Raw genomic sequence first — 21849 nt, forward strand, 5'->3', positions numbered from 1 at the left:
AGGATAAAAAGTTCTATTTCACTTTCAAATACAAAAAGATGTTTATAGTGTTTAGCTAAATTTTTAATAAGCAAAGCATTGCCTATACCATAAATACATATAAAAGGATATCTAGGAGTTTTTTCTAAAATACTTTGATAGAAAAAATTTAATTCTTCTTCTAAGTTTTCATACATGAAAACATTATGAGTTTTATCAAAGATATTTAAATTTTCATCTATATTAAAACGAGAACAAGTTTTATTTTGTATGAAATTTAAAAGTTTATTTCCTAAGGGTTCATTTACTCCACTTAATAAAGCTTGTATGTTTTTTTCTAATATAGTCATGAAATTTCCTTAAATTTTATCTATTTTGAGTGATATTTTGTCATCTTTTTCACTAAATTGATACAACAAATCCTCACAAGGATAAGAGATGCATTTTTCTTTACAATCTTTTTTTGGATTTTGTTTTATTTTTTCTAGCATTAAAGGAAGTTCTTTCTTAATCAAAAGTTTTACTGGAATTCCCATACCATGATTTAAGTTTTTAATAAATTTTCCATCAACTTGAGATTCTTTAGTAATAGAATACAAAGTTGCATCAAAACCAAGTTTCTCAAGCTCTTCATAAAGCATAGTTTTTTCTTTTAAAGAAACATACTCATCATATAACGAATGATAACTTATAAAGCAAGTTTTTAAACATTTTGATTGTTCTAAAAGATGATCTCCTTCTAAAAGATTTCGAATTTTTCTTCTTGCGGGAGAAAAAAAATAAGGCGATGAAGAATTACTTGTCCAAAAAGTTTTTGTCGAGCAATGTGTTTTAATATGATGAAAAAAATCAAAAGTAGCAAATTCGCTATACTGCATAAAATCTATTTCCTTTCCAAAACCTACAACTCTCCATAAAAACTTAGCATATGCAGAATTATCCAACACTCCATCTATTAGCCAAGGTGCAATTTTAGCCGCCAAATGTGCTAAATATCCCCCATGAGAACCCCCTATCATGATAACTGGTATACCCCCCCATAGTATCAAAAGGAGCATGTTTTTTAAGATAAAGTGCAACATTTAAAAGATCTTGAGCTTGCATGATCCCAAAATTTTGATACTCATTTTTTGTAGGTTGCAAACTCACATGTAAATTTAAAAAATAATTTGGTGTAAAATTACCTTTTTGCTTGCCTTCTATTATTTGATTATTTACAAAGTGAAAAATCTCACTCATTTGTTTATAGTCTTGAATTTTATCAATATCATAAGGAAGCTTGATATCCACAGCTTCACAACTTGCTTTTAAAATAAGCTTGTCTATATCATCTAAATAAAAAGTTGATCCAGTTTGAGGACGATTGCCAATACAATGATAATTTACTCCAACTACAGCAGTATTAAATTGTCTTACCATATAATCACCAACATATTGGATCGATGATATATCATCACCCATACCTTGCACCACAAACACCAAAGCTTTGGGTGTTTTTTCATCATCATACCAAAGCTTAAATTCAAGCTTTGATTCTCTTTTTATACCAAGCTCTACATCATCACAAGAATCAATCTCATAAGTTTTACTCACTATCATTACATTCCCCCTATTAAAAGATAAGTTTTACTCGCTAGGTTTTTAAAATTTTCATTCTTGCTTAAGATCACACAAGCTTTATTGCTTGAAGAGCTTGTAAAGTCTATATTTTCTAAATCTTCATGGCTTTGATTGGCTGCGTTGATGATAGCATTTTTACTTGCTTCATTGCTTGAAATTCCCATGAGCATAAAATCAGCTTTATTTATAAAAACAAGTTTTAAGCATTCTTTATCATCGCCTACGCGAAAATTTACTTCTTTTGTGCCGTTAAAATTGCCAAGATCAGCATTTTCAACCCCGCTTACATTACTCATCGTTTTTATAGAGCTTAAATGATCATTTTTTAAAGTATAAATGCTTATATCATTGATCAAAGTTTTAAGGTTGTTTAAAGACTTGCTAACTTCAGCTTCATCCTTGCTTGAACTCATTTTTGGTAAAGCAATAGCAGCTAAAATTCCCAAAATAACGATCACAAAAACAAGTTCTAATATAGTAAAAGCTTTTCTCATCTATATCCTTGAAAAATTTTTATTTTTAGGGCTTAAAATATCTTCTTCTATGGTTACAAATTCCTTTTTTTCATAAGCATCAACCGCAGCTCTTGCTATCATCAACGCATTATCAGAACAGAATTTTAAAGGAGCTAGTTTTAAATTTGCATTATATTTTTGACATAAATTTTGCAAACGCGAACGCAAATTAAGGTTTGCACTAGCTCCACCTACAACGCCAAAATTTTTAAATTTATAAAGATTAAAAATTTTTTCTAATTTATCCATGATATGATCACAAGCTGTATTTTCAAAGGCATAAGCTATTTCAGCTTTTATATCATCGCTTAAATTTTCATGCTTTAAAATTTCCAAACGCACTGCATTTTTAAGTCCTGAAAAACTGAAAGCAAGTTCTTTAGAATGCTTTAAAGGTATGTTAAAAGAGATATTTTTAAGTTTGGCATTTTTTGCTAAATTTTCTATGATGACCCCACCAGGATAACCTAAATTCATCATTTTAGCTACTTTATCAAAACTTTCTCCAAAACTATCATCATTTGTGCTTGCTAAAAGCTCTAAGCTTGCATCATCTTTAAGATAAATCACCATAGTATGCCCACCACTAACAAGCAAAATTCCCATATCTAAAGAAATTTTTTCTTCCAAAAAAAGACTATAAATATGACCTTTAAGATGATTTATAGGGATTAAAGGCAAATTTAGGGCACTTGCTAAAGTTTTTGCCATAGAAATTCCACTGAGCAAAGAAACACTAAGTCCAGGTTCATTTGTCACAGCTATGGCGCAAAGATTTTTAAAATACTCTTTGCATTGCTTAAGTATCTTTGGTAAAGCTTCGCTATGAAGTCTTGCAGCAAGTTCAGGTACCACTCCCCCATAGATACTATGATCTAATTCTTGGGAAATTTTTTTATGAAATTTACACTCTAAGGTATTTTTATCAATGATAGCTATAGAACTATCATCGCAAGAACTTTCTATAGCTAGGATAAGATTTTTCATTCAAATTCCACTAAAATAGAACCTAAGAATTTATCTTTTGATCTTGCCATTTTAAGAGTGTTTAAGTCCAAATTTTTAGCATTTTTGATCAACTTGCTATTGGTATTTGCCTCTAAAAGTTGTTGCAAATTCACCCCTCTTAACTCATAAAATTCCACTCTATAAATTTTACCTGCCATATCCAAAGAGTATTGTGTTTGCATATTTTTTTTATGAACTAAAATATCACTTTCATCTTTTCCATGATCAAAGCCTATGATATTTACGCGCACATTAGCTATCTTTGGAATAAGAAAATTCTCTTTTACTTTTACCTTGGTTCCAAAAGGAACGGTGGTTTCATTGCCATCAACTTGAAAAGTTACTTCATTAAAAGCATCGCTAAATTCTAAATACTCAGGATATAATCTTGTTTGAAAACGATTGCCATACTGGATATAAAAAGAATTTCCTTCTGCGATAACAGCAGTAAGTTCATTACTTGTATTATAATTTAACTCTTTATTTACCGGAAAAGGCACATAGTTGATAACCTTTCTTGGATTTTTTAAAGAAAGTAAAATTCTATCATCAAAAAGTTTCACTTCAAGCTCTTTATTTATGGCTTTATCAACCCCTTGTGGGGTAAGTTCAAAATCTCTGCTAAATTCAATTCCTGCGGTTTTTAGATAATTTTCAATTGCCAAAAGATGATAATAAGCTCTTAAATTTACAGGCAGATTTTTACTCGCTTCATTTGCAAAAGCAGCTTTGTGATTTGAAATCACAAAATAAGTTAAAGCTTTAAGCATTTCCGTATCACCAAGCTCTTGGGTTTTGGTGTTTTTAAGATGATAAGCATGCTTTGGATCAGCAAGTGAAGAATTGACACTATTTACGGTTTGAGTAGCGATATTTTCAAGATCAGGGTATTTGCTTGCATTGATTTCGCTTGTGTCAATCACACTTGAATTTCCCCAACGCTTAGGATTTTGCATCGCATCAATATAAGTAGGTTTATAAAAACCCCAACCATCGTGAAGATTGATCACCATACTAACTTCAGGAAGTAAAATAAGCTCTTTAATGCGTTGAACTCTTTTATAATCAGGATCTTTTGGGCTAATACTTGCAAATTTACGGTTTAAATCCCCATTATTCCCACGCGAACGCTTGATAATGCTATCAAAAGCTAAATTTGGAGCCACTATAATCTTACCCTTAGTGATATTATAATCACTCAAAAGCAAACTTGCCGCATGAAATCCACCAGGCTCATCGCCTTGAATTCCACCAAAGATCAAAACCGTATTATTGTCATCTAGGCTTTTACCATTTTCTCCTACGCTAAAGTCTAGCTCTAAAGCAAAAATACTTGTTATAAGAAATAAAATTGTTAAAAAAAATTTCATTTTAACTCCTTAAATACTCTCTTGTTTTAAAATCATACTCAAAAACTTCTTCTATGCTTGAAATTTTAGGTACTCCAAAGTGATCAAGAGCTTTAAAAATGTATTTAGCAATGTCTAAAAATCTACTTTTATTTTCTAAAAAATTATAAACACCAACTTCATTAGCAGCATTGATAATAACACCTAAATTTGGCTCTTTTAAAAATGTATTTTTAAGCTTAAAAATAGGATATTTTTTTGTGCTAATTTTATGAAATTTTAAAGCGGGCATTTTGCTAAAATCAACAGCCTCTAAAATAGGTGTATCTTGTTTTTCAAATATAGCATCTGAAATAGCTAGTTTCATATCTGCTTTTGAAAAATACGCCGTGCTAGCTCCATTTTTAAATTCACACATTGCATGCACTAAAGATCTTGGTTCTATTAAAGCATCAATTTCTTTAAAATCATATAAATGATAAGCCTCTATAATCTCAAAAAGCTTATTTGCCATAGTCGCACTATCTATAGTGATCTTTGCTCCCATGTTCCAATTAGGATGTTTTAAAGCATCTTTGACACTAACTTGATTTAAATCTTTGATTTTGTACTTATAAAAAGCTCCACCACTTGCTGTGATATAAAGTTTTGCTATATTTTTTTTACCTTCGAGTAAAAATTTTAAAGCCGCATGCTCACTATCAACGGGTAAAAATTTAGCCCCTTTTAAAAAACTCCCCGCCACCACAAGACTTTCTTTGTTAGCTAAAGCTATGTTTTTGCCAAGTTCTTTAGCCTTTAAAGTGCTTTTAAGTCCTGCAAAACCTACAATAGCATTGAGCAAAAGTTTGTCTTGGCATTCTGTTAAAATTCGCTCTAAACCTTCTTGCCCTATAAAAACTCTATCGTGTTTAACTAAATGCTTATTTTTTGAATCTTTTATGGCAACAAATTTAGGCTTAAACCTTGCGATTTGTTCATTTAAAAGAGCGATGTTATCTCCACAAGCTAAAGCAGAAATACGAATGTTTTTTAAAGCAGCAAGTTTAAGAGCATTTACTCCTATACTACCCGTACTTCCAAAAAGTATCATAAAAGAGCAACCATCACAAAAGCAGCAATGATCACCGCATCGATCCTATCAAGCACACCCCCATGACCAGGGATAAGATCTCCACTATCTTTTACACCTGCTTCTCTTTTAAAATAACTCTCAAGCAAATCTCCAATTACTGCAAAAATCGCTACAAAAAACGAACAAAGCAAAGAAAGCCAAAAACTATAAACAAAAACTCCCAAAATAGTTCCAATAACACTCGCACAAATCAAGCCACCTATAACACCTTCTAAGGTTTTGTTTGGACTTGTTGGAGAAAAAGGAGTTTTACCCATAAGTTTTCCGATAAAATACGCCCCACTATCACAAGCTGCAACGATAATGATAAGCCAAAAAAGCGCAAACATACCCTGATCTAAATACACTTGCCAAAGTGCTAAAATAGGCAAACTAGGATACATATAAATAAGAGCTGGTTTTAAGGAAGCCTTTTTATAAACCAAATATCCAACAACTAATAACAAAGCTAAAATCCCAAAAAGTAAAGCTTTATGCGATAAACTTCCCAAAATAAAAGCTATAACCAAAGGGATAATAGAAATATTTTCTAAAGCAAAAAGTTTTTTTGCTTCACTAAAAGATAAATACAATAAAACCGCAAAAACGATAAAATTGATAAAAAATTGATCAATCAACGCGATAATAATAATAGCCCCTATCATCACAAGAGCTGAAATAATTCTAGTTGTATTAAACATATTTTTCCTTATATACTAATATCTAAGCGATGAATGCTTTGTGCGTCTTTAAAATTTGGATCTTTAGACTCATCTTCTTCATTTTTCTCATCATCGCTGGTTTTAGCTTCTTGATTGTGTTTTTTCTTTTTTTCTTCTTGTTCGGCTTTTTCTTTGATCTCTTCTTTGATTTCATGAGTCTCATTGACTTTTTCAAGCTTGTTTAAAGTTTTTTCTTTTTCATTAAATTCAGCCATATTTAGCGTAGCTGCAAAACCTTCTTTTGCAAGCTCATTGCTTGCTTGTGTAGCTGGATAAGCCATATTTTGATTTATATAATTGACATTTCCTAATGGGCTAACTGGCATTTTAATCCTTCGTGATATTAATACTTTTAAAATTTGTATAATTTACAAACGCCTTTTGCTGAACCTTAACAAAATTTTTTAAGGTATAATCGACCCAATACGAACCTTTCTTTAACTTAGAAAAGCTTACACAAAGCCTTGCAGCAAATTCTATCACATCAAGGCTGATTTTTTGCTTGTTTGATACAATCAAAGTATGTGCACTAGGAATATCCCTTACATGAAGCCACAAATCATCTTTTTTAGCATTTTTAAGTAAAAATTCATTGCCTTTTTCATTTTTACCCACGCAAATTTTAAACTCATTAAAATAAAAATTTGCCACAAGATCTTCTTGTTTATGATCTTGATTTTTTTTGCTATTTTTTTTAGGTAGTAAAATTTCAAGCTCTATCTCACTCTTAGCTTGAAGCAATAATTCTTTTAAACTCAAGGTAAAATCTAACTTTTCTTTTAAATTTTGCCTTTGTATGTTTAAATTTTTAGCTTTTTGTTCTAATTTTTTGGCATTTTTATAGTATAAATTAGCACTTTGCTTAGGACTAAATTCAAGCTTAAATTCAAGCTCTTTGCCTTCAAAATCATCAAGCTTAAATTCCCTTTCATAATCTTTTAAAACACTCAAATTTGCAAACAATACATCAGCCCTTTTTCTGTATTCTAAAGCTTTTAAGAGTAAAGAATTTTCTTCATCTAAACTAGAAAAAAGTTCTTGTAAATTTTGTATTTTTTTATCCACTTGTGCAAGTTTTAAATTTTTTATTTGTTTGATTTTACTCTCATAAATGCTTGTAAATTTGCGAGAAAAATAATCTGCAAAGTCTTTAATTTCCTCAAAATTTTCATCCATTTTATAAGGCTTTAAAGACTCTAAAATCACATTAGGTTTTACAACACGATAACTTTTATCAATATGCCTTAAAGCCTCTATGATCAAATCTTTTTCATCTGTAAGAATAACATTGGTATTTTTACCCGTAAATTCAAAATAAATTTTGCTCTCATAGCTTTTATAAGCCTTATTAGCTTTTACACTAAAACATAAAATACGATTGCCTTCAAGGACTTTAACTTCCTTTATAAAAGCATTGCTAAAATACTTTTTAAGCATAAAATCAAAAGGTGCATTATAGTTTTTTGCATTAAATTTAGCTGTATAAATCGCACTCATTGCACGAGTGAGATCAAAAATAAATCTTTCTTTATCAAAGCTTAATTCCAAAATATTGTCATTGATACGCTTGATAAAATCGATTTTTTTAAACTGAGAAAAAAAAGTTTGCAATTGTAAAAGTTCTGTGTATTTCATAAAAGAAATTATAAAATATTTTAGCGAATTTGTGGTAGAATTAAACTAAAAAAGGAAATTTGTGCAGCTTAATGAGCTAAATTGTGTGATTTTATGTGGTGGTAAATCTAGTCGTATGGGACAAGATAAAAGCAAATTGATTCTTAAAAATCAAAATTTAACTCAATTTCAAGTAAATAAATTTTCTAAAATTTTTAAAAATGTCTATGTGAGCGCAAAAGAAGACAAATTTGAAAACCATTTTAGCTTGATAAAAGATTCTTTAGAATTTGAAGTTTACTCTCCTATGCTTGCGCTTTACTCTATACTTTCAAATTTTAAAAATGAATTTGTTTTTGTTTTAAGTGTAGATAGTCCTAAAGTAGGTAAAAATGAGCTTTTAAAAATGCTTCCTTTTTTAGAGCAAAACTATAAAATAATCATAGCCAAAACCCCTTTACATAAACATCCCTTATGTGGCTTTTACCACAGCTCTTTAGCTCAAACTTGTAAAAATTTCTTAGAAAAAAATGAACAAAAAATAGGACTTTTATTTTCTGAGATTAAAACCAAATTTGTAGAATTTGAAGATGAAGATGCTTTTTTAAATCTTAATTTTTATGAAGAATATGAAAAATTTAAAAGCGAGTTAAAATGAGAAAAATTGCTTTATTTTTAAGCTTATGTGTTTTTATATGGGCTAGTGATTTACAACAAGCTTTAGAGTATGAAAAACAAGGCGATTATAAAAAAGCTATGGAAATTTACAAAAAACTCGCTTTAAAAAATTCATCTGTTTTAATCCCTCAAGAACAAAATAAAACTAAACAAACTACTCAAAATGAAAAATCTATTATTGCAGCCAAAGAAGAAAGACAAGATTTTGCTCGTCTTGCCTTGGCAAATTATCTTGAAGAAGATGAATACTTTAACCCTCTTGGCATTAGTGCTTATAAAATGAATTATTTTCTACCTTTGGCTTATAGTTTTAACTCTCTGGAAGAAAATCACAATAAAAGTGAAGCTAAATTTCAACTTAGCATTAAAAAAAGGCTTTTTGAAAATTTGCTAGGATTGGATGAAAAATATTATATAGCCTATACTCAAACTTCTTGGTGGCAAATTTATGAACATTCTTCTCCTTTTAGAGAAACCAACTATCAGCCAGAATTTTTTATAGATTTTCCTTTGTATCTTAAAGATTATGAATTTTTTAACAACCTACGCGTAGGTATATTGCATGAAAGCAATGGTAAGGGAGATGAGAATTTGCAATCTCGCTCATGGAATAGAATTTATGTATCTACAGCTATTTTATATAATAAATTTTTATTTGTTCCACGCCTTTGGTATAGGATTCCTGAAAGCAAAAAAGATGATGATAATCCTGCCATCTTGCATTATATGGGAAATTTTGATGTGAATTTAGCGTATTTAGGCGATGATTATTTTATCAATCTTATGCTAAGAAACAATCTTAAATTCCACGATAACAAAGGTGCTATACAGGTTGATCTAGGATATGATATTTTTAATAACGGAATTTATTGGTATTTACAATACTTTAATGGCTATGGAGAAAGTCTTATAGATTATAACAAACACTTGCAAAGACTTTCCACTGGATTTTTGATTTCTTACTAAAATATCCTTTGTAGTTTTATCATTTCTTAAAACAAATTTCATTACAATTTCATTTTTGATAATTATTATTACTATAAGGAAAGATTTGTTTTTTAAGCATATATTGAGTTTAAAAGCGCTTATAGCTTTACTTTTATTCTTTGGAATGATAAGTTTATTTATAGGAGTTATCAGTATCAATGTAAAAGATATTCTTAATCTTAACTCCACTCAATTAGAAATCATAACTCTCACAAGAATTCCTAGACTTATAGCGATTTTACTCACGGGAATGAGTCTTAGTATATGCGGACTTATCATGCAACAACTCACGCAAAATAAATTCGTTTCCCCAACTACAGCAGGGACTATGGATTGTGCTAAATTTGGCATACTTGTTTCTTTAATATTTTTTGCTGGAGCGTCTTTTTTCACTCAAGCTATCATTGCATCTGTATTTGCGCTTTTGGGTTCTTTTATATTTATCCAAATTTTAAGAAAAATCAAACTCAAAGATGTGATTTTTGTACCTTTGATAGGCTTGATGTTTGGAGGCATTATTAGTGCTATAACCACTTTTTTTGCTTATGCTTTAAATTATATACAAAATATCCAAGGCTGGTTACAAGGCAGTATGGCAAATGTTATGCAAGGAAATTATGAATTGCTCTACATTTCTTTACCACTTTTTATACTTGCTTATTTTTTAGCTCATAAAATCACCATAGTTGGCATGGGCGAAGATATAGCTTTAAATCTTGGAATTTCTTATAATGGTATATTATTTTTAGGCTTGATGATTGTAAGCATTATCACTAGCTTAGTGATTGTAAGCGTTGGGATTATCCCTTTTTTAGGGCTAATTATCCCAAATTTAGTAGCTCTTTATCTAGGTGATAACCTTAGAAAAAATCTTATCTATATAGCACTTTGTGGAGCTTTGTTTTTACTTGTTTGCGATATCATTTCAAGACTTGTCATCTTTCCTTTTGAAATGCCTTTAAGTATCACTACAGGTGTTTTAGGATCTTTAATCTTTATCTTTCTTTTGTTAAAAAGGAAAGTTTATGCGTAAAAAAATGCTGATTTTAAGCTTTTTAACACTTAACATGATAGGGATTTTTATACTTGTGGGTTTAAATGGCTTTGATGAGTACGCCTTAAAAAGTCGTTTTTTACAAATTGCAGCTATTATCATAGTAGCTATTTGTATCGCTGTTTCAACAGTGATTTTTCAAACTTTATGCAATAACAAAATTCTAACCCCTGCTATCATAGGATTAGATTCTTTATATATGTTACTTCAAAGTGCTCTTATCTTTTCTTTTGGTGCGGCTAATTTAAGTGTTTATAAAAACGATATCAATTTTTTAATCACTCTGGTTTGTATGGTAGTTTTTTCACTAGGACTTTATAAAATTTTATTTAGTAGCGATAGAAGCATTTATCTTATCATGCTTTTAGGCTTAGTTTTTGGAACACTTTTTAGCACTTTAAGCTCTTTTTTTGAAGTATTAATCGACCCTGATGAATTCATGGTGATACAGGGAAGAATGTTTGCTAGCTTTGATAATATTGCTTTTGATGTTTTAATTCTTGCTTATATTATTAGCTTTTTAAGTTTTATATGGATTTTTCGCTATATGAAATTTTTGGATCCTTTGAATTTAGGCAAAGATTTAGCGATAAATTTAGGGATAAATTATCAAAAAATTTCAAAACAATTGATGATTATCATAGCTATTTTAACTTCTATTAGCACCGCGCTTGTAGGTCCTATAACCTTTTTAGGGCTTTTGGTAGTAAATATCACTTATGAACTATTTAAAACTGCAAAGCATAGTATTTTACTAAGTGCTTGTATACTCATTAGCATTTTAGCTTTGCTTGGAGGGGTATTTTTTGTCTCTAGAGTTTTTGATTATAATGCCACTATAAGCGTGGTTATTAATTTCTTAGGCGGGATATATTTTATCTATCTTGTATTAAAGGGTAATAAATTATGATTAAACTAAAAAATATCACCAAATTTTATGACAATAAAGCCATTATTTCAGATCTTAGCCTTGATTTTCATAAAGGCAAAATCACTTCTATAATAGGAGCCAACGGTGCTGGAAAATCCACTCTTTTAGCTCTAGCAAGTCGTTTGATAAAACCTAGTAGCGGAGAAATTTATATTGATGGAATGAATTTAAAAGACTATAAAGCGCAAATCTTAGCACAAAAAATTTCCATTCTCAAACAACAAAACAATATCAATTTAAGATTAAAAGTTGAAGAATTAGTCGCTTTTGGGCGTTTTCCACATTCTCAAGGAAGACTTAATGCAAACGATAAAATCAAAATCAATGAAGCTTTAGAATACATGGGGCTTAGCAACTTAAGAAATGAATTTTTAGATACATTAAGCGGCGGACAAAAACAAAGAGCTTTTATAGCCGTGATCATCGCTCAAGATACTGAATTTATAATGTTTGATGAACCTTTAAACAATCTTGATATGAAACATAGCGTACAAATCATGCAACTAATGAAAAATTTAGTCAAAGACTTTAACAAAAGTATAGCTGTTGTATTGCATGATATTAATTTTGCTTCGATTTATTCTGATGAAATCATAGCCTTAAAAGATGGGAAGCTTTTAAAACAAGGTTCAAAAGATGAAATCATCAATCAAGAAAATTTAAAACAAATTTATGATATGGATATACCTGTAAGTCAAATTGATGGTAAGAAAATTTGTATTTATTTTTAAAAAGGAGAAAATATGAAAAAATCTTTAGTTTTTGCATTTTTTGCATTTTTTTTAAGTCTAATCTTAACAGCTTGTAATTCAAACTCAAATGAAAACAATGCAAGCTCTACAACAAAAACCAACACTGCTACGGTGAAAGTTTTGCCTATTAGCATGAGTGATGAGGGTGATAGTTTTTTAGTAAAGGATAGTCTAGGAGAAAATAAAATCCCTAAAAATCCTTCTAAGGTAGTGATCTTAGATCTTGGAATTTTAGATACTTTTGATGCTTTAAAATTAAACGATAAAGTCGCAGGCGTTCCTGCTAAAAATTTACCAAAATACCTACAACAATTTAAAAACAAACCTAGTGTAGGTGGAGTGCAACAAGTTGATTTTGAAGCCATTAATGCTTTAAAACCTGATCTTATCATCATTTCTGGACGCCAAAGTAAATTTTATGATAAATTAAAAGAAATAGCTCCAACTTTATTTGTAGGTCTTGATAATGCAAATTTTTTAAGCTCTTTTGAAAACAATGTCTTAAGCATTGCAAAACTTTATGGTTTAGAAAAAGAAGCTTTAGAAAAAATTTCAGATATTAAAAATGAAATTGAAAAAGCCAAAAGCATAGTTAATGAAGATAAAAAAGCTCTTATCATTCTTACAAATTCTAACAAAATTTCAGCCTTTGGTCCTCAATCTCGCTTTGGGATTATTCACGATGTTTTAGGGATTAACGCGGTAGATGAGAATATAAAAGTAGGTACACACGGCAAAAGTATCAATTCTGAATTTATATTAGAAAAAAATCCTGATTATATTTTTGTTGTTGATAGAAATATCATTGTAGGCAACAAAGAACGCGCTCAAGGCATACTCGATAATGCGCTTGTTGCTAAAACCAAAGCAGCACAAAACAAAAAAATCATCTATCTTGATCCAGAATACTGGTATTTAGCAAGTGGAAATGGACTAGAGTCTTTAAAAACTATGATTTTAGAAATCAAAAATGCTGTAAAATAATACAACCTCGCAAGGGCTAGTCTCTTGCTTTAATACCTAATAAAATATTTGGAATTTTCAAGAAAGTTTTAGTGGCGGACAGAGAGGGATTTGAACCCTCGAGACCCGTTAAGATCTGCACCCTTAGCAGGGGTGTGGTTTCAGCCGCTCACCCATCTGTCCAATAAAGTAAAGTGTGATTATACAAAAAAATAAATAATACCTAGCTTAAAAAGCTAGGAAAAATCAAAGGCTAAGATAAGCCAAAAGCAAAGTTACAACAACCCCTACTCCAAGAACTGCAAATTGTTTACTTCTATCTTTTTTATTTGCAAACAAAGTAATCATAAGCCCTGAAATATAAAGCATAAATAAAGTAATACCAAAGCCTACGCTAAGCACAGAAAAATACCAAGCGCCCTTATCTTTATGAAGCATAATCATATCTCCAAGTAAAGATCTTGTTTTTAAGGTAATGTTGTATTCATTAGTAGAATTTTGAGTTATATTAGCACTATAATGAGTTCCGCCTATTGTTATGCCTTTATCTTTACTTTTAATGATATCTGTATTAGATGGCACTTTTAAACCATTTGTTTTTAAGTACTCTATTAAAGCTTCTCTTTCTTTACCACTTTCTATAACTTTTGACAATTGATACTGCTCAACTTTCAAACCCACATCTTGATTAATACCAAAAATATACGCTATACCCGTTAAAGCAAAAAGCAAAGCACAAGGCAAGAAGAACAAACTAAGATAGATATGAACCTGTCTAAACAATTTATTTTTATTAATCATTTTAAGTCCTTTTTTTATTATTAAAATTTGTGATATTTTGACAAAATAAAGTGAATTTTAAATAAAAAGTTTATATTTTTTAAAACAATGAAAAGAAAAAGCCCTTATGATTATAGGGCTTAAGAATTATTTTTTATCAATCACTTGATAATTATAAGGAACAAGCTCTTTATCATGCTCTAAAAGTTCTTTTGGAGGATTGCCATTAACATCTTTTTCATCTGCATAGTAACGCTCTCCAGCTTTATGACCATTAACATCTACTTTATAATAAAGCTCTCCTAGATTAAATTTTTGAATATCTTCAAAACCTAAATTTGAAGTTTTAAAATCTTTAATTCCATTTACCGCTGCAATTTCTACAAGTTTAGTTTGTCCCATTCTTGCCATATCAACAGCTTGCAATAACATTCTTGAAGCTTCGCGAGGATTATGAAAACCAGTTGAGTTTTCAGCATTAACAAAATCCGCTCTCATTTGAGCTTTACGATGAAGTTCTAAAACTTCTTTTAGCTCTTCGCTAATTTTTTTCGCATCAGCTTTTCCATCGCTTTGGAATTTTTCCATATTGCCTAGCTCATCGCGTAGTTTTTTAGTATCCATAATCAAACTAACAATTGCGTACTCTGCAGTTCTTTGATCATGTGCAACGCTATTTTGTATGTCAAGTACTTGAGCTTTTAAATAATCTTCGCTTTGTTTATGACAAGATTTGCAAGCAGAGTTAATATCTCTTAAAGGAGAAGTGATATTGTGTTGAGTAACCTTTTTAGCCCCTTCTCTAACATAAGGCATATGACAATCCACGCAACTTACTCCATTTGCAGCATGCACACCGCCACTATAAAGTTCACTTTCTGGGTGTTGAATTTTAATAATTTGTGCCCCTGTTAATTTATGAGTAAAATCAGCTCCAAATACTCCACGAACTTTATCATAATAATCATCTAGCATTTCAATTCTAAATGGTTGTCCTTTTTTCCACTCACTCCAAGGAAAAGTTAAAACTATACCATCGGTTTCAATCTCTTTAGCTTTATTTCCATCTCTCCAAAACTCATACTCATCATAATTTTTCTGAGTTCCATTCCACCATTTTTTAGAACTATCATCTACAATAGTTTCACCCATTACTTTTACTTTTTCCCCTGTTGGTTTAAAATAGTATTCAACATGGCATTGAGAGCAAACTAAAGTTCTCATTTCTTCTCTTGTAGCTTTTACGCCTTGTACTGGATCTTTTTCATATCCCCTAGAAACTAAAGCATTAATAGCTGCTGGACGAGTAAGTCTTAAACTCATATCATTTGGATTGTGACAATCTGCACAAGTTACACCCATTCTTTTACCACCATGTGGACCTGCATGTTCAGGTGAATTTTCCACTATACCATCAACGGCTGGGATATTTTTAATCATGGTCCAATAATTTGTAGAGTTAAAAGCAGTAAAATCCCCTTTAGCAACATTTTTTATAAGCCATGGAGTCCATCCACTATGACAATTCATACAAGCTGCGGGCTGGCCTTTAAAAGCAGCAAGGCCGTGAGCATTAAGAAAATCTTTGTTGTTTCTTGCTGTTTTCATTTGATCTACTTGAACCCAAAAATGCCCTCTTTCTTCATTGAAATCAAGGCTAAAAGGATATCCTGCCCAAAGTATGGTTAATTGAGGAAAGCGAATCAATTTTGAATAAGCTAAATTACCACCAAACTCAGTAGCCTTAGGCTCTTCTTTTTCAACTGTTAAATACATTTTTAGTTGCTCTGGGAAAACCTTACCCCATTTTTCAAAATTTGGATCATCATCGCTAAGCAAAGAAAAATCAGCATTTGCTGCAATAGCATTTTTATTTGCTTCATCTTCTTTTTTTTGATTGATATCATTATTTAGCCATAAAACTCCCGCTATAAGTAAAACCAAAACAACAATACCCAAGCGTAAAATATTTTTTTTCATTCATCTTCTCCTTATTAAATTCCGTGTTTATGTCCAACATCTTTATGACAAGAAGCACAATTTAATGACTTGTCTGCATGTGGATTTGTTGTAGCATTGATAGCTGTTTGAGCAAAATCTGCATGACAGCGTATGCAGTTTTCTTGCACTATTTTTCTGCTTTTTTCAGTCGCACTCAAATTTGTAGGCAACTCATCAAGTTTAAAAGTAAAAGCATAAGCATGCCCTAAACCACTTTGAGCTTTAGCTATCCATTTAGCTACAAAATTATGTGGCAAATGGCAATCCACGCAAGTTGCCCTAGGTTCGCCTTTGACTTTTTGAGAGTGCGGCCCTGCCATGTATTCATTATAAACTTCATTCATAATATGGCAGTTATTACAAGATTCGCTTGCATTGCTTAAATAAGATGTGCCCTTAGCGTTATAAAAAGTATAAAACCCAACCGCAAAGAAAACAAAAAGCAAAACAAGAAAAATAGTAAAAAGATTCGAAGTTTTCTTCAAAATTTTCCTCCTTAAAATTATCATTTCTTAAAATCTTCAATAGAACAATAATGTCACAGAATTTCCCAGAAATAAATTTTGTAATTTTAACATAGATGAATTTAATATAATTTTAAAGATATATTTACTCTTAATTAACCTAAAAAATTTGAAACTTTTATTCAATAATTTTAAAATAAATGATAAAATATAACAAAAAAAGGAAAAATTAATGCAAATAAGTCCTGATATGTTTATCAATCGCGAACTTTCTTGGCTTCGCTTTAATTCTCGTGTTTTAGACCAATGTTCTAAAAATTTACCCTTATTAGAAAAATTAAAATTTATAGCTATATATTGCACTAATTTAGATGAATTTTATATGATACGCGTTGCAGGCTTAAAACAACTTTTTTCAGCTGGAGTTAATGCAAGCAGTAGCGATGAAATGACCCCTTTACAACAATTAAAAGCCATACGCAAATATTTACACCAAGAAAAAGAGCTTTTGGAGCATTATTTTAATGAAATCACAAGTGAATTAGAAAAAGAAAATCTTTTCATAAAGCATTATGAGAATTTAGATGAAAATTTAAAACAAAAATGTGATGAGTATTTTTTCTCTAATATTTTTCCTGTTATTGTTCCAATAGCTGTTGATGCGACTCACCCTTTTCCGCATTTAAACAACTTATCTTTTTCACTAGCGGTTAAAATTTGTGATAAAGCACATCCTGAACTTGTAAAATTTGGAATGATTAGAATTCCAAGAGTTTTACCTCGTTTTTATGAAGTAAGTGCAAATATTTATGTTCCTATAGAAAGTATAGTCCATCAACACGCAGAAGAAATTTTTCCAGGCTATAAACTCTTAGCTTCAGCAGCATTTAGAGTGACTAGAAATGCAGATATAGTAATAGAAGAGGAAGAAGCTGATGATTTTATGATGATTTTAGAGCAAGGCTTGAAGCTTCGCAGAAAAGGAGCTTTTGTAAGATTGCAAATTCAAAAAGATGCAGATGAGCAAATCGTAGAATTTCTTAATACTCACATGAAAATTTTTCATAAAGATGTTTATGAATATTCTATTTTACTCAATCTCCCTAGCCTTTGGCAAATCGCAGGAAATAAAACCTTTACACATCTTTTAAGCCCACTTTACACGCCTAAAACTTTACCACCTTTTGATGAGAATTTATCTATTTTTGATGCTGTAGAAAAAGAAGATATACTCATCATACAACCTTTTGAAAGTTTTGATCCAGTTTATAAATTTATCAAAGAAGCAAGCAAAGATCCTGAAGTAATTTCCATAAGAATGACACTTTATAGAGTTGAAAAAAATTCCAATATAGTTCAAGCTTTAATTGATGCTGCAAGCGATGGAAAACAAGTAACTGTGATGGTAGAATTAAAAGCACGTTTTGATGAAGAAAATAATCTTCATTGGGCGAAAGCTTTAGAAAATGCCGGAGCTCATGTTATTTATGGCATTACAGGTTTTAAAGTCCACGCTAAGGTTTCTCAAGTCATACGCAAACAAGGGGATAAGCTTAAATTTTATATGCATTTAAGCACAGGAAATTACAATGCAAGCAGTGCTAAAATCTATACTGATGTGAGTTATTTTACAAGCAAAGTAGAATTTGCAAGAGATACGACAAAATTTTTTCATATCTTATCAGGCTTTAGTAAAAACCGTCGTCTTCAAACTCTTTCAATGAGTCCAAATCAAATCAAAGAAAAAGTTTTAGAAATGATACGCATTGAAACAAGCAAGAAAAATGAAGGTGTGATTGTAGCTAAAATGAACTCTCTTGTAGATAGTGATATCATACAAGCTCTTTATGAAGCAAGTATGGAAGGAGTGCAAATCGATCTTATCATACGCGGAATTTGTTGCTTAAAACCTGATGAAGAATACAGCAAAAACATACGCGTTAGAAGCATCATAGGAAAATACTTAGAACATGCTAGAGTATTTTATTTTAAACATAGTGAGCCAAATTATTTTATATCGAGTGCAGATTGGATGCCAAGAAATTTAGAGCGTCGCTTAGAACTTATGACTCCTATATATGATGAAAGAAGCAAAGCTAAATTAGCTCAATTTTTACGCTTACAGCTTAGCGATAATGTTTTAGCTTATGAGCTTAAAAACAATGGAGAATATGAAAAAATTCCTTCTTCTGAAAAAACCATAGATTCTCAACAAACCTTAGAAGAATATGTAAGTAAAATTTATAAAACACTTAAAAAAGATACAGATCAAAGTCGTGCAACGCACTTAGCTTCCAAACTTTTCAAAGAAAACTAAAAGTTTTTAGGGTTTTATACCTTAAAAACTTTAAACTATGAATTTTTATTAATCTTCAAATTTCAATAAATATTAATTTTAAAACTGGTGGAAGCGAGGGGAATCGAACCCCTGTCCAAAAATAATCCCACAAAGATCTCTACATGCTTAGCAAAGATGACTACTTCACCCTACTTCGCTCATCTTCCAAAACTCAAAAGCAAGGCTAAGACTTTATTTCACCTCAACGCTTGTCAAACGCAAGGCTACACTATCAAAAATGACCGAAAATTAAGCTAGATAGTATGACTTAAATTTCAGGCTCAACTGAACTTACGCAGCTTTAGCGTAAGCAGGAGCGAATTTAACGTTGTTTGCGTTTAATTTTATTTGGGCTTTTTACGCTTTACCCAAAGCGACATGCCATCTAAGCAGACTTACTCCTGTCGAAGCCAAGTCGCTCCCTTATTTAGAAATAATATTTGGAACATTAACAATTAAAGGATTAAAAACCGCTAAAACAGAATCATCATTTTCATATGAACGACAATATTTTTCAAACTGATCGCTCATCAAAAGCATCCAATCCGTAAATTCATCACTAGCAGGTCCGTTAAAGCGATTTGCTTGCGCCATCATCTCTTCACAAAATACACAAAAATCAGTCACTTCTTCAAGATTTAAACGTCTTGCTGCCCAAGCGGTATTGTGTGCTAAAGTTTCAAGCTCTTTTATAGCTTCTTTATAACGCACACTATCGCTTCCAAGCTTGATGATTAAAGGTTCAAACCTATCGCACATGGTTCTAAAAAATTGTAAAAATTTTTCTATATCGTCAATTTCATAATCTAATTCTAATTTTGTTAAAATTCCCATTTTTAAACCATAATCATTAAAGTTTAATGTAAATTCTAGCAAATTTTAGCTAAAATCTTATTTTAATTTTTCCAAAATATAAGCAAAGATATGGATAGAATAGTAGAAATAGAAAAATACTCCTTTGATGAAACTTACGAAACTTCATTGCGTCCTTCAAATTTTGATGGTTATATAGGTCAAGAAAGCATTAAAAAAAATTTAAATGTCTTTATAGCTGCAGCTAAAAAACGCAATGAATGTTTAGATCATATACTTTTTAGCGGTCCTGCAGGACTTGGAAAAACAACACTAGCTAATATCATCTCCTATGAAATGGGTGCAAATATCAAAACAACCGCCGCTCCTATGATAGAAAAAAGCGGGGATTTAGCCGCTATTTTAACTAATCTTAGCGAAGGAGATATACTTTTTATTGATGAAATTCATCGCTTAAGCCCTGCTATCGAAGAAGTGCTTTACCCTGCAATGGAGGATTACCGCCTTGATATTATCATAGGTAGTGGTCCAGCCGCCCAAACCATAAAAATCGATTTGCCAAAATTTACTCTTATAGGAGCTACAACGCGTGCAGGTATGCTTAGTAATCCTTTGCGAGATCGTTTTGGTATGCAATTTAGATTAGAATTTTACAAAGATAGCGAACTTGCTCTCATCTTGCAAAAAGCAGCTTTAAAACTTAATAAAACTTGCGAAGAAAAAGCCGCACTTGAGATCGCTAAAAGAAGTCGTTCAACCCCTAGAATAGCTCTAAGGCTTTTAAAAAGGGTAAGAGATTTTGCTGATGTTAATGATGAAGAGATTATCACAGAAAAAAGAGCTAATGAAGCCTTAAATTCTTTAGGAGTGAATGAGCTTGGTTTTGATGCGATGGATTTAAGATATCTTGAACTTTTAACCGCTGCTAAGCAAAAACCTATCGGGCTTGCAAGTATTGCTGCGGCTTTAAGCGAAGATGAAAATACCATAGAAGATGTAATTGAGCCTTATTTGCTTGCTAATGGCTATATAGAACGCACTGCAAAAGGACGTATAGCTAGCACAAAAAGCTATAGTGCTTTAAAATTAAACTATGAAAAAACTTTATTTGAGGAGTAAATTTTGCAAAATGGAAAAATCTTTCTTATAAGCTTTATTTTAGTTATTTTATTTCTTTTGCTTTATCTTTTTAAAGGTTTTTTACTTGTGATTATCATAGCTAGTTTAATGGCGGTAGCTACCTCAAACATCAATGCGAAATTTTTAAATCTTACTAAAGGACATAAATTTTTAGCTTCCATTCTTACAACAGCTTGCATGGTTTTGCTTTTCTTTGCACCTTTTGTTTATGCCATGATAGAACTTGCCAAAGCTTTAAAGAATTTTGATATCAATTTAGTCACACAAACACTTGATTATGTCAAAAACTATCAATTTACCTTGCCTGAAAGCTTTAATTTTTTAGAACCTAAAATCAAAGAATTTTTAGCTTCTATAGATTTAAATAGCATTTCCAAACAAATCCTAAGTTATGCTTCAAGTTTTACAAAATCAGGAGCTAAATTCCTTATAGATATGGTTTTAATTTGCGTGTTTTATTTCTTTGCAAATCTATATGGAACAGAACTTGTTATCTATCTTAAATCCATCATTCCTATTGATAAAAAAGAACTCGATGATGTTTTAAGCGAAGTGGGTAATGTTATGGCTGTTGTGCTTTACTCTATGGTGATTGTAGCGATATTTCAAGGTGCACTTTTTGGTTTAATCACAATGTTTTATGGTTATGATGGAATTTTAATGGGAGTAATTTTTGCTGTAAGTTCTCTCATACCTGCTATAGGAGGAGCTTTAATTTATGTGCCTGTAAGTCTTTATGAATTTGCCTCAAACAATCTTAACTCAGCTCTTGTTATTTTTATTTATTCTGTAATTGTAATTTCTTTTATAGCAGATACTTTAATCAAACCTTTAATCATCAAATGGATCAACAAAAAACTTGTAAAAACTCCAACCAAAATCAACGAACTTTTAATTTTCTTGGCTATGATAGCAGGAATTTCTACCTTTGGTTTTTGGGGTATTATACTAGGTCCTGCGATTTTAACCTTTTTTGTATCAACTTTAAGAATGTATGTGATTTTAAAAGATAAGAATTTAATTTAAC

Annotated in this window: 20 protein-coding genes, 1 tRNA gene, 1 other RNA gene and 2 pseudogenes; 9 read left to right on the plus strand and 15 right to left on the minus strand. The window is 30.8% G+C overall.

From position 1 onward, the window contains the following. The 9 genes and pseudogenes from AJ930_RS03680 to AJ930_RS03720 form a co-directional block, all read right to left on the minus strand. Positions 1 to 329 (minus strand): annotated as a pseudogene (locus AJ930_RS03680) (motility associated factor glycosyltransferase family protein); the annotation flags it as partial. A gap of 9 nt (positions 330 to 338) precedes the next feature. Continuing rightward, positions 339 to 1578: pseudogene (locus AJ930_RS10185) on the minus strand (DUF2920 family protein). Beyond that, positions 1578 to 2093, minus strand: coding sequence for a type II secretion system protein (locus AJ930_RS03690; protein WP_052949168.1), 516 nt, complete (start codon positions 2091 to 2093; stop codon positions 1578 to 1580). The pseudogene AJ930_RS10185 and the gene AJ930_RS03690 overlap by 1 nt, the downstream one beginning before the upstream one ends. Next, on the minus strand, positions 2094 to 3101 hold the full coding sequence (tsaD, locus tag AJ930_RS03695; protein ID WP_052858220.1) for a tRNA (adenosine(37)-N6)-threonylcarbamoyltransferase complex transferase subunit TsaD: 1008 nt from the start codon (positions 3099 to 3101) through the stop codon (positions 2094 to 2096). It lies immediately after the preceding gene. Then, positions 3098 to 4492, minus strand: a complete 1395-nt coding sequence (locus AJ930_RS03700) for a M99 family carboxypeptidase catalytic domain-containing protein (protein WP_070274851.1) — start codon at positions 4490 to 4492, stop codon at positions 3098 to 3100. The genes tsaD and AJ930_RS03700 overlap by 4 nt, the downstream gene beginning before the upstream one ends. Before the next feature lies 1 nt (position 4493). Further along, complete coding sequence (dxr, locus tag AJ930_RS03705) at positions 4494 to 5564, minus strand: 1-deoxy-D-xylulose-5-phosphate reductoisomerase (protein WP_070274852.1); 1071 nt, start codon at positions 5562 to 5564, stop codon at positions 4494 to 4496. After that, the gene (locus AJ930_RS03710) at positions 5561 to 6286 is read right to left on the minus strand and encodes a phosphatidate cytidylyltransferase (protein ID WP_070274853.1); all 726 of its coding nucleotides are present in this window, start codon (positions 6284 to 6286) and stop codon (positions 5561 to 5563) included. Before AJ930_RS03710 ends, dxr begins: the two co-directional genes overlap by 4 nt. A gap of 8 nt (positions 6287 to 6294) precedes the next feature. Continuing rightward, positions 6295 to 6633, minus strand: coding sequence for a hypothetical protein (locus tag AJ930_RS03715; RefSeq protein WP_002855905.1), 339 nt, complete (start codon positions 6631 to 6633; stop codon positions 6295 to 6297). Position 6634: 1 nt separating this feature from the next. Next, on the minus strand, positions 6635 to 7942 hold the full coding sequence (locus AJ930_RS03720) for an NFACT RNA binding domain-containing protein (RefSeq protein ID WP_070274854.1): 1308 nt from the start codon (positions 7940 to 7942) through the stop codon (positions 6635 to 6637). Between the two features lie 61 nt (positions 7943 to 8003). On the opposite strand from AJ930_RS03720, the gene AJ930_RS03725 reads away from it, so the two are divergent. The 6 genes from AJ930_RS03725 (at position 8004) to ceuE (ending at position 13307) form a co-directional block, all read left to right on the plus strand. Then, positions 8004 to 8579, plus strand: coding sequence for a molybdenum cofactor guanylyltransferase (locus AJ930_RS03725; RefSeq protein WP_070274855.1), 576 nt, complete (start codon positions 8004 to 8006; stop codon positions 8577 to 8579). Continuing rightward, positions 8576 to 9565 (plus strand): phospholipase A, encoded by a 990-nt coding sequence (locus AJ930_RS03730; protein WP_070274856.1) that lies wholly within the window; start codon positions 8576 to 8578, stop codon positions 9563 to 9565. Before AJ930_RS03725 ends, AJ930_RS03730 begins: the two co-directional genes overlap by 4 nt. Before the next feature lie 85 nt (positions 9566 to 9650). Then, on the plus strand, positions 9651 to 10619 hold the full coding sequence (gene ceuB, locus AJ930_RS03735; protein ID WP_002871405.1) for an enterochelin ABC transporter permease CeuB: 969 nt from the start codon (positions 9651 to 9653) through the stop codon (positions 10617 to 10619). Next, positions 10612 to 11550 (plus strand): enterochelin ABC transporter permease CeuC, encoded by a 939-nt coding sequence (gene ceuC / locus AJ930_RS03740; RefSeq protein ID WP_002881476.1) that lies wholly within the window; start codon positions 10612 to 10614, stop codon positions 11548 to 11550. The genes ceuB and ceuC overlap by 8 nt, the downstream gene beginning before the upstream one ends. Then, positions 11547 to 12302 carry an enterochelin ABC transporter ATP-binding protein CeuD gene (gene ceuD / locus AJ930_RS03745; protein ID WP_070274857.1) on the plus strand — a complete coding sequence of 252 codons (756 nt, stop codon included), beginning with the start codon at positions 11547 to 11549 and terminating at the stop codon, positions 12300 to 12302. The genes ceuC and ceuD overlap by 4 nt, the downstream gene beginning before the upstream one ends. A 12-nt stretch (positions 12303 to 12314) precedes the next feature. Continuing rightward, a complete protein-coding gene (gene ceuE, locus AJ930_RS03750; protein WP_052949159.1) occupies positions 12315 to 13307 on the plus strand; it encodes an enterochelin ABC transporter substrate-binding protein CeuE in 993 nt (330 codons plus the stop codon). A 72-nt stretch (positions 13308 to 13379) separates the two neighbouring features. Here ceuE and AJ930_RS03755 read toward each other — a convergent pair. The 4 genes from AJ930_RS03755 to nrfH all read right to left on the minus strand — a co-directional run bounded on the left by AJ930_RS03755 (position 13380) and on the right by nrfH (position 16576). Further along, positions 13380 to 13469, minus strand: a tRNA-Ser gene (locus AJ930_RS03755). Between the two features lie 63 nt (positions 13470 to 13532). Further along, positions 13533 to 14087: a membrane protein gene (locus tag AJ930_RS03760; protein WP_002892921.1), complete on the minus strand. Its 555-nt coding sequence runs from the start codon at positions 14085 to 14087 to the stop codon at positions 13533 to 13535. 126 nt (positions 14088 to 14213) lie between these two features. Then, positions 14214 to 16046, minus strand: a complete 1833-nt coding sequence (locus tag AJ930_RS03765) for an ammonia-forming cytochrome c nitrite reductase subunit c552 (protein WP_070274858.1) — start codon at positions 16044 to 16046, stop codon at positions 14214 to 14216. A 14-nt stretch (positions 16047 to 16060) separates the two neighbouring features. Beyond that, a complete protein-coding gene (gene nrfH / locus AJ930_RS03770) occupies positions 16061 to 16576 on the minus strand; it encodes a cytochrome c nitrite reductase small subunit (RefSeq protein WP_070274859.1) in 516 nt (171 codons plus the stop codon). Between the two features lie 187 nt (positions 16577 to 16763). Between nrfH and AJ930_RS03775 the strand changes: the two genes are divergently transcribed. Continuing rightward, positions 16764 to 18848, plus strand: coding sequence for an RNA degradosome polyphosphate kinase (locus AJ930_RS03775; RefSeq protein WP_053872787.1), 2085 nt, complete (start codon positions 16764 to 16766; stop codon positions 18846 to 18848). Positions 18849 to 18933: 85 nt separating this feature from the next. On the opposite strand, the gene ssrA is transcribed toward AJ930_RS03775, so the two are convergent. Beyond that, positions 18934 to 19292: a transfer-messenger RNA gene (gene ssrA / locus AJ930_RS03780) on the minus strand. After that, positions 19293 to 19703 (minus strand): hypothetical protein, encoded by a 411-nt coding sequence (locus AJ930_RS03785; RefSeq protein WP_002783915.1) that lies wholly within the window; start codon positions 19701 to 19703, stop codon positions 19293 to 19295. A 90-nt stretch (positions 19704 to 19793) separates the two neighbouring features. Between AJ930_RS03785 and ruvB the strand changes: the two genes are divergently transcribed. Continuing rightward, the gene (ruvB, locus tag AJ930_RS03790) at positions 19794 to 20801 is read left to right on the plus strand and encodes a Holliday junction branch migration DNA helicase RuvB (RefSeq protein WP_002862037.1); all 1008 of its coding nucleotides are present in this window, start codon (positions 19794 to 19796) and stop codon (positions 20799 to 20801) included. 3 nt (positions 20802 to 20804) lie between these two features. Continuing rightward, positions 20805 to 21848, plus strand: coding sequence for an AI-2E family transporter (locus AJ930_RS03795; RefSeq protein WP_044780168.1), 1044 nt, complete (start codon positions 20805 to 20807; stop codon positions 21846 to 21848). Position 21849 lies beyond the last annotated feature (1 nt).

The sequence above is a fragment of the Campylobacter sp. BCW_6871 genome, assembly GCF_001762325.1.
Lineage (GTDB): Bacteria > Campylobacterota > Campylobacteria > Campylobacterales > Campylobacteraceae > Campylobacter_D > Campylobacter_D jejuni.

What these genes read in the sequence shown, in the direction of transcription:
- nrfH (WP_070274859.1), bottom strand. Translation starts at nt 16,576, where the DNA reads ATGATAATTTTAAGGAGGAAAATTTTGAAGAAAACTTCGAATCTTTTT.
- ruvB (WP_002862037.1), top strand. Translation starts at nt 19,794, where the DNA reads ATGGATAGAATAGTAGAAATAGAAAAATACTCCTTTGATGAAACTTAC.
- AJ930_RS03785 (WP_002783915.1), bottom strand. Translation starts at nt 19,703, where the DNA reads ATGGGAATTTTAACAAAATTAGAATTAGATTATGAAATTGACGATATA.
- ceuE (WP_052949159.1), top strand. Translation starts at nt 12,315, where the DNA reads ATGAAAAAATCTTTAGTTTTTGCATTTTTTGCATTTTTTTTAAGTCTA.
- tsaD (WP_052858220.1), bottom strand. Translation starts at nt 3,101, where the DNA reads ATGAAAAATCTTATCCTAGCTATAGAAAGTTCTTGCGATGATAGTTCT.
- AJ930_RS03720 (WP_070274854.1), bottom strand. Translation starts at nt 7,942, where the DNA reads ATGAAATACACAGAACTTTTACAATTGCAAACTTTTTTTTCTCAGTTT.
- AJ930_RS03775 (WP_053872787.1), top strand. Translation starts at nt 16,764, where the DNA reads ATGCAAATAAGTCCTGATATGTTTATCAATCGCGAACTTTCTTGGCTT.
- AJ930_RS03715 (WP_002855905.1), bottom strand. Translation starts at nt 6,633, where the DNA reads ATGCCAGTTAGCCCATTAGGAAATGTCAATTATATAAATCAAAATATG.
- AJ930_RS03730 (WP_070274856.1), top strand. Translation starts at nt 8,576, where the DNA reads ATGAGAAAAATTGCTTTATTTTTAAGCTTATGTGTTTTTATATGGGCT.
- ceuD (WP_070274857.1), top strand. Translation starts at nt 11,547, where the DNA reads ATGATTAAACTAAAAAATATCACCAAATTTTATGACAATAAAGCCATT.
- AJ930_RS03700 (WP_070274851.1), bottom strand. Translation starts at nt 4,492, where the DNA reads ATGAAATTTTTTTTAACAATTTTATTTCTTATAACAAGTATTTTTGCT.
- dxr (WP_070274852.1), bottom strand. Translation starts at nt 5,564, where the DNA reads ATGATACTTTTTGGAAGTACGGGTAGTATAGGAGTAAATGCTCTTAAA.
- ceuC (WP_002881476.1), top strand. Translation starts at nt 10,612, where the DNA reads ATGCGTAAAAAAATGCTGATTTTAAGCTTTTTAACACTTAACATGATA.
- AJ930_RS03765 (WP_070274858.1), bottom strand. Translation starts at nt 16,046, where the DNA reads ATGAAAAAAAATATTTTACGCTTGGGTATTGTTGTTTTGGTTTTACTT.
- AJ930_RS03710 (WP_070274853.1), bottom strand. Translation starts at nt 6,286, where the DNA reads ATGTTTAATACAACTAGAATTATTTCAGCTCTTGTGATGATAGGGGCT.
- AJ930_RS03760 (WP_002892921.1), bottom strand. Translation starts at nt 14,087, where the DNA reads ATGATTAATAAAAATAAATTGTTTAGACAGGTTCATATCTATCTTAGT.
- AJ930_RS03690 (WP_052949168.1), bottom strand. Translation starts at nt 2,093, where the DNA reads ATGAGAAAAGCTTTTACTATATTAGAACTTGTTTTTGTGATCGTTATT.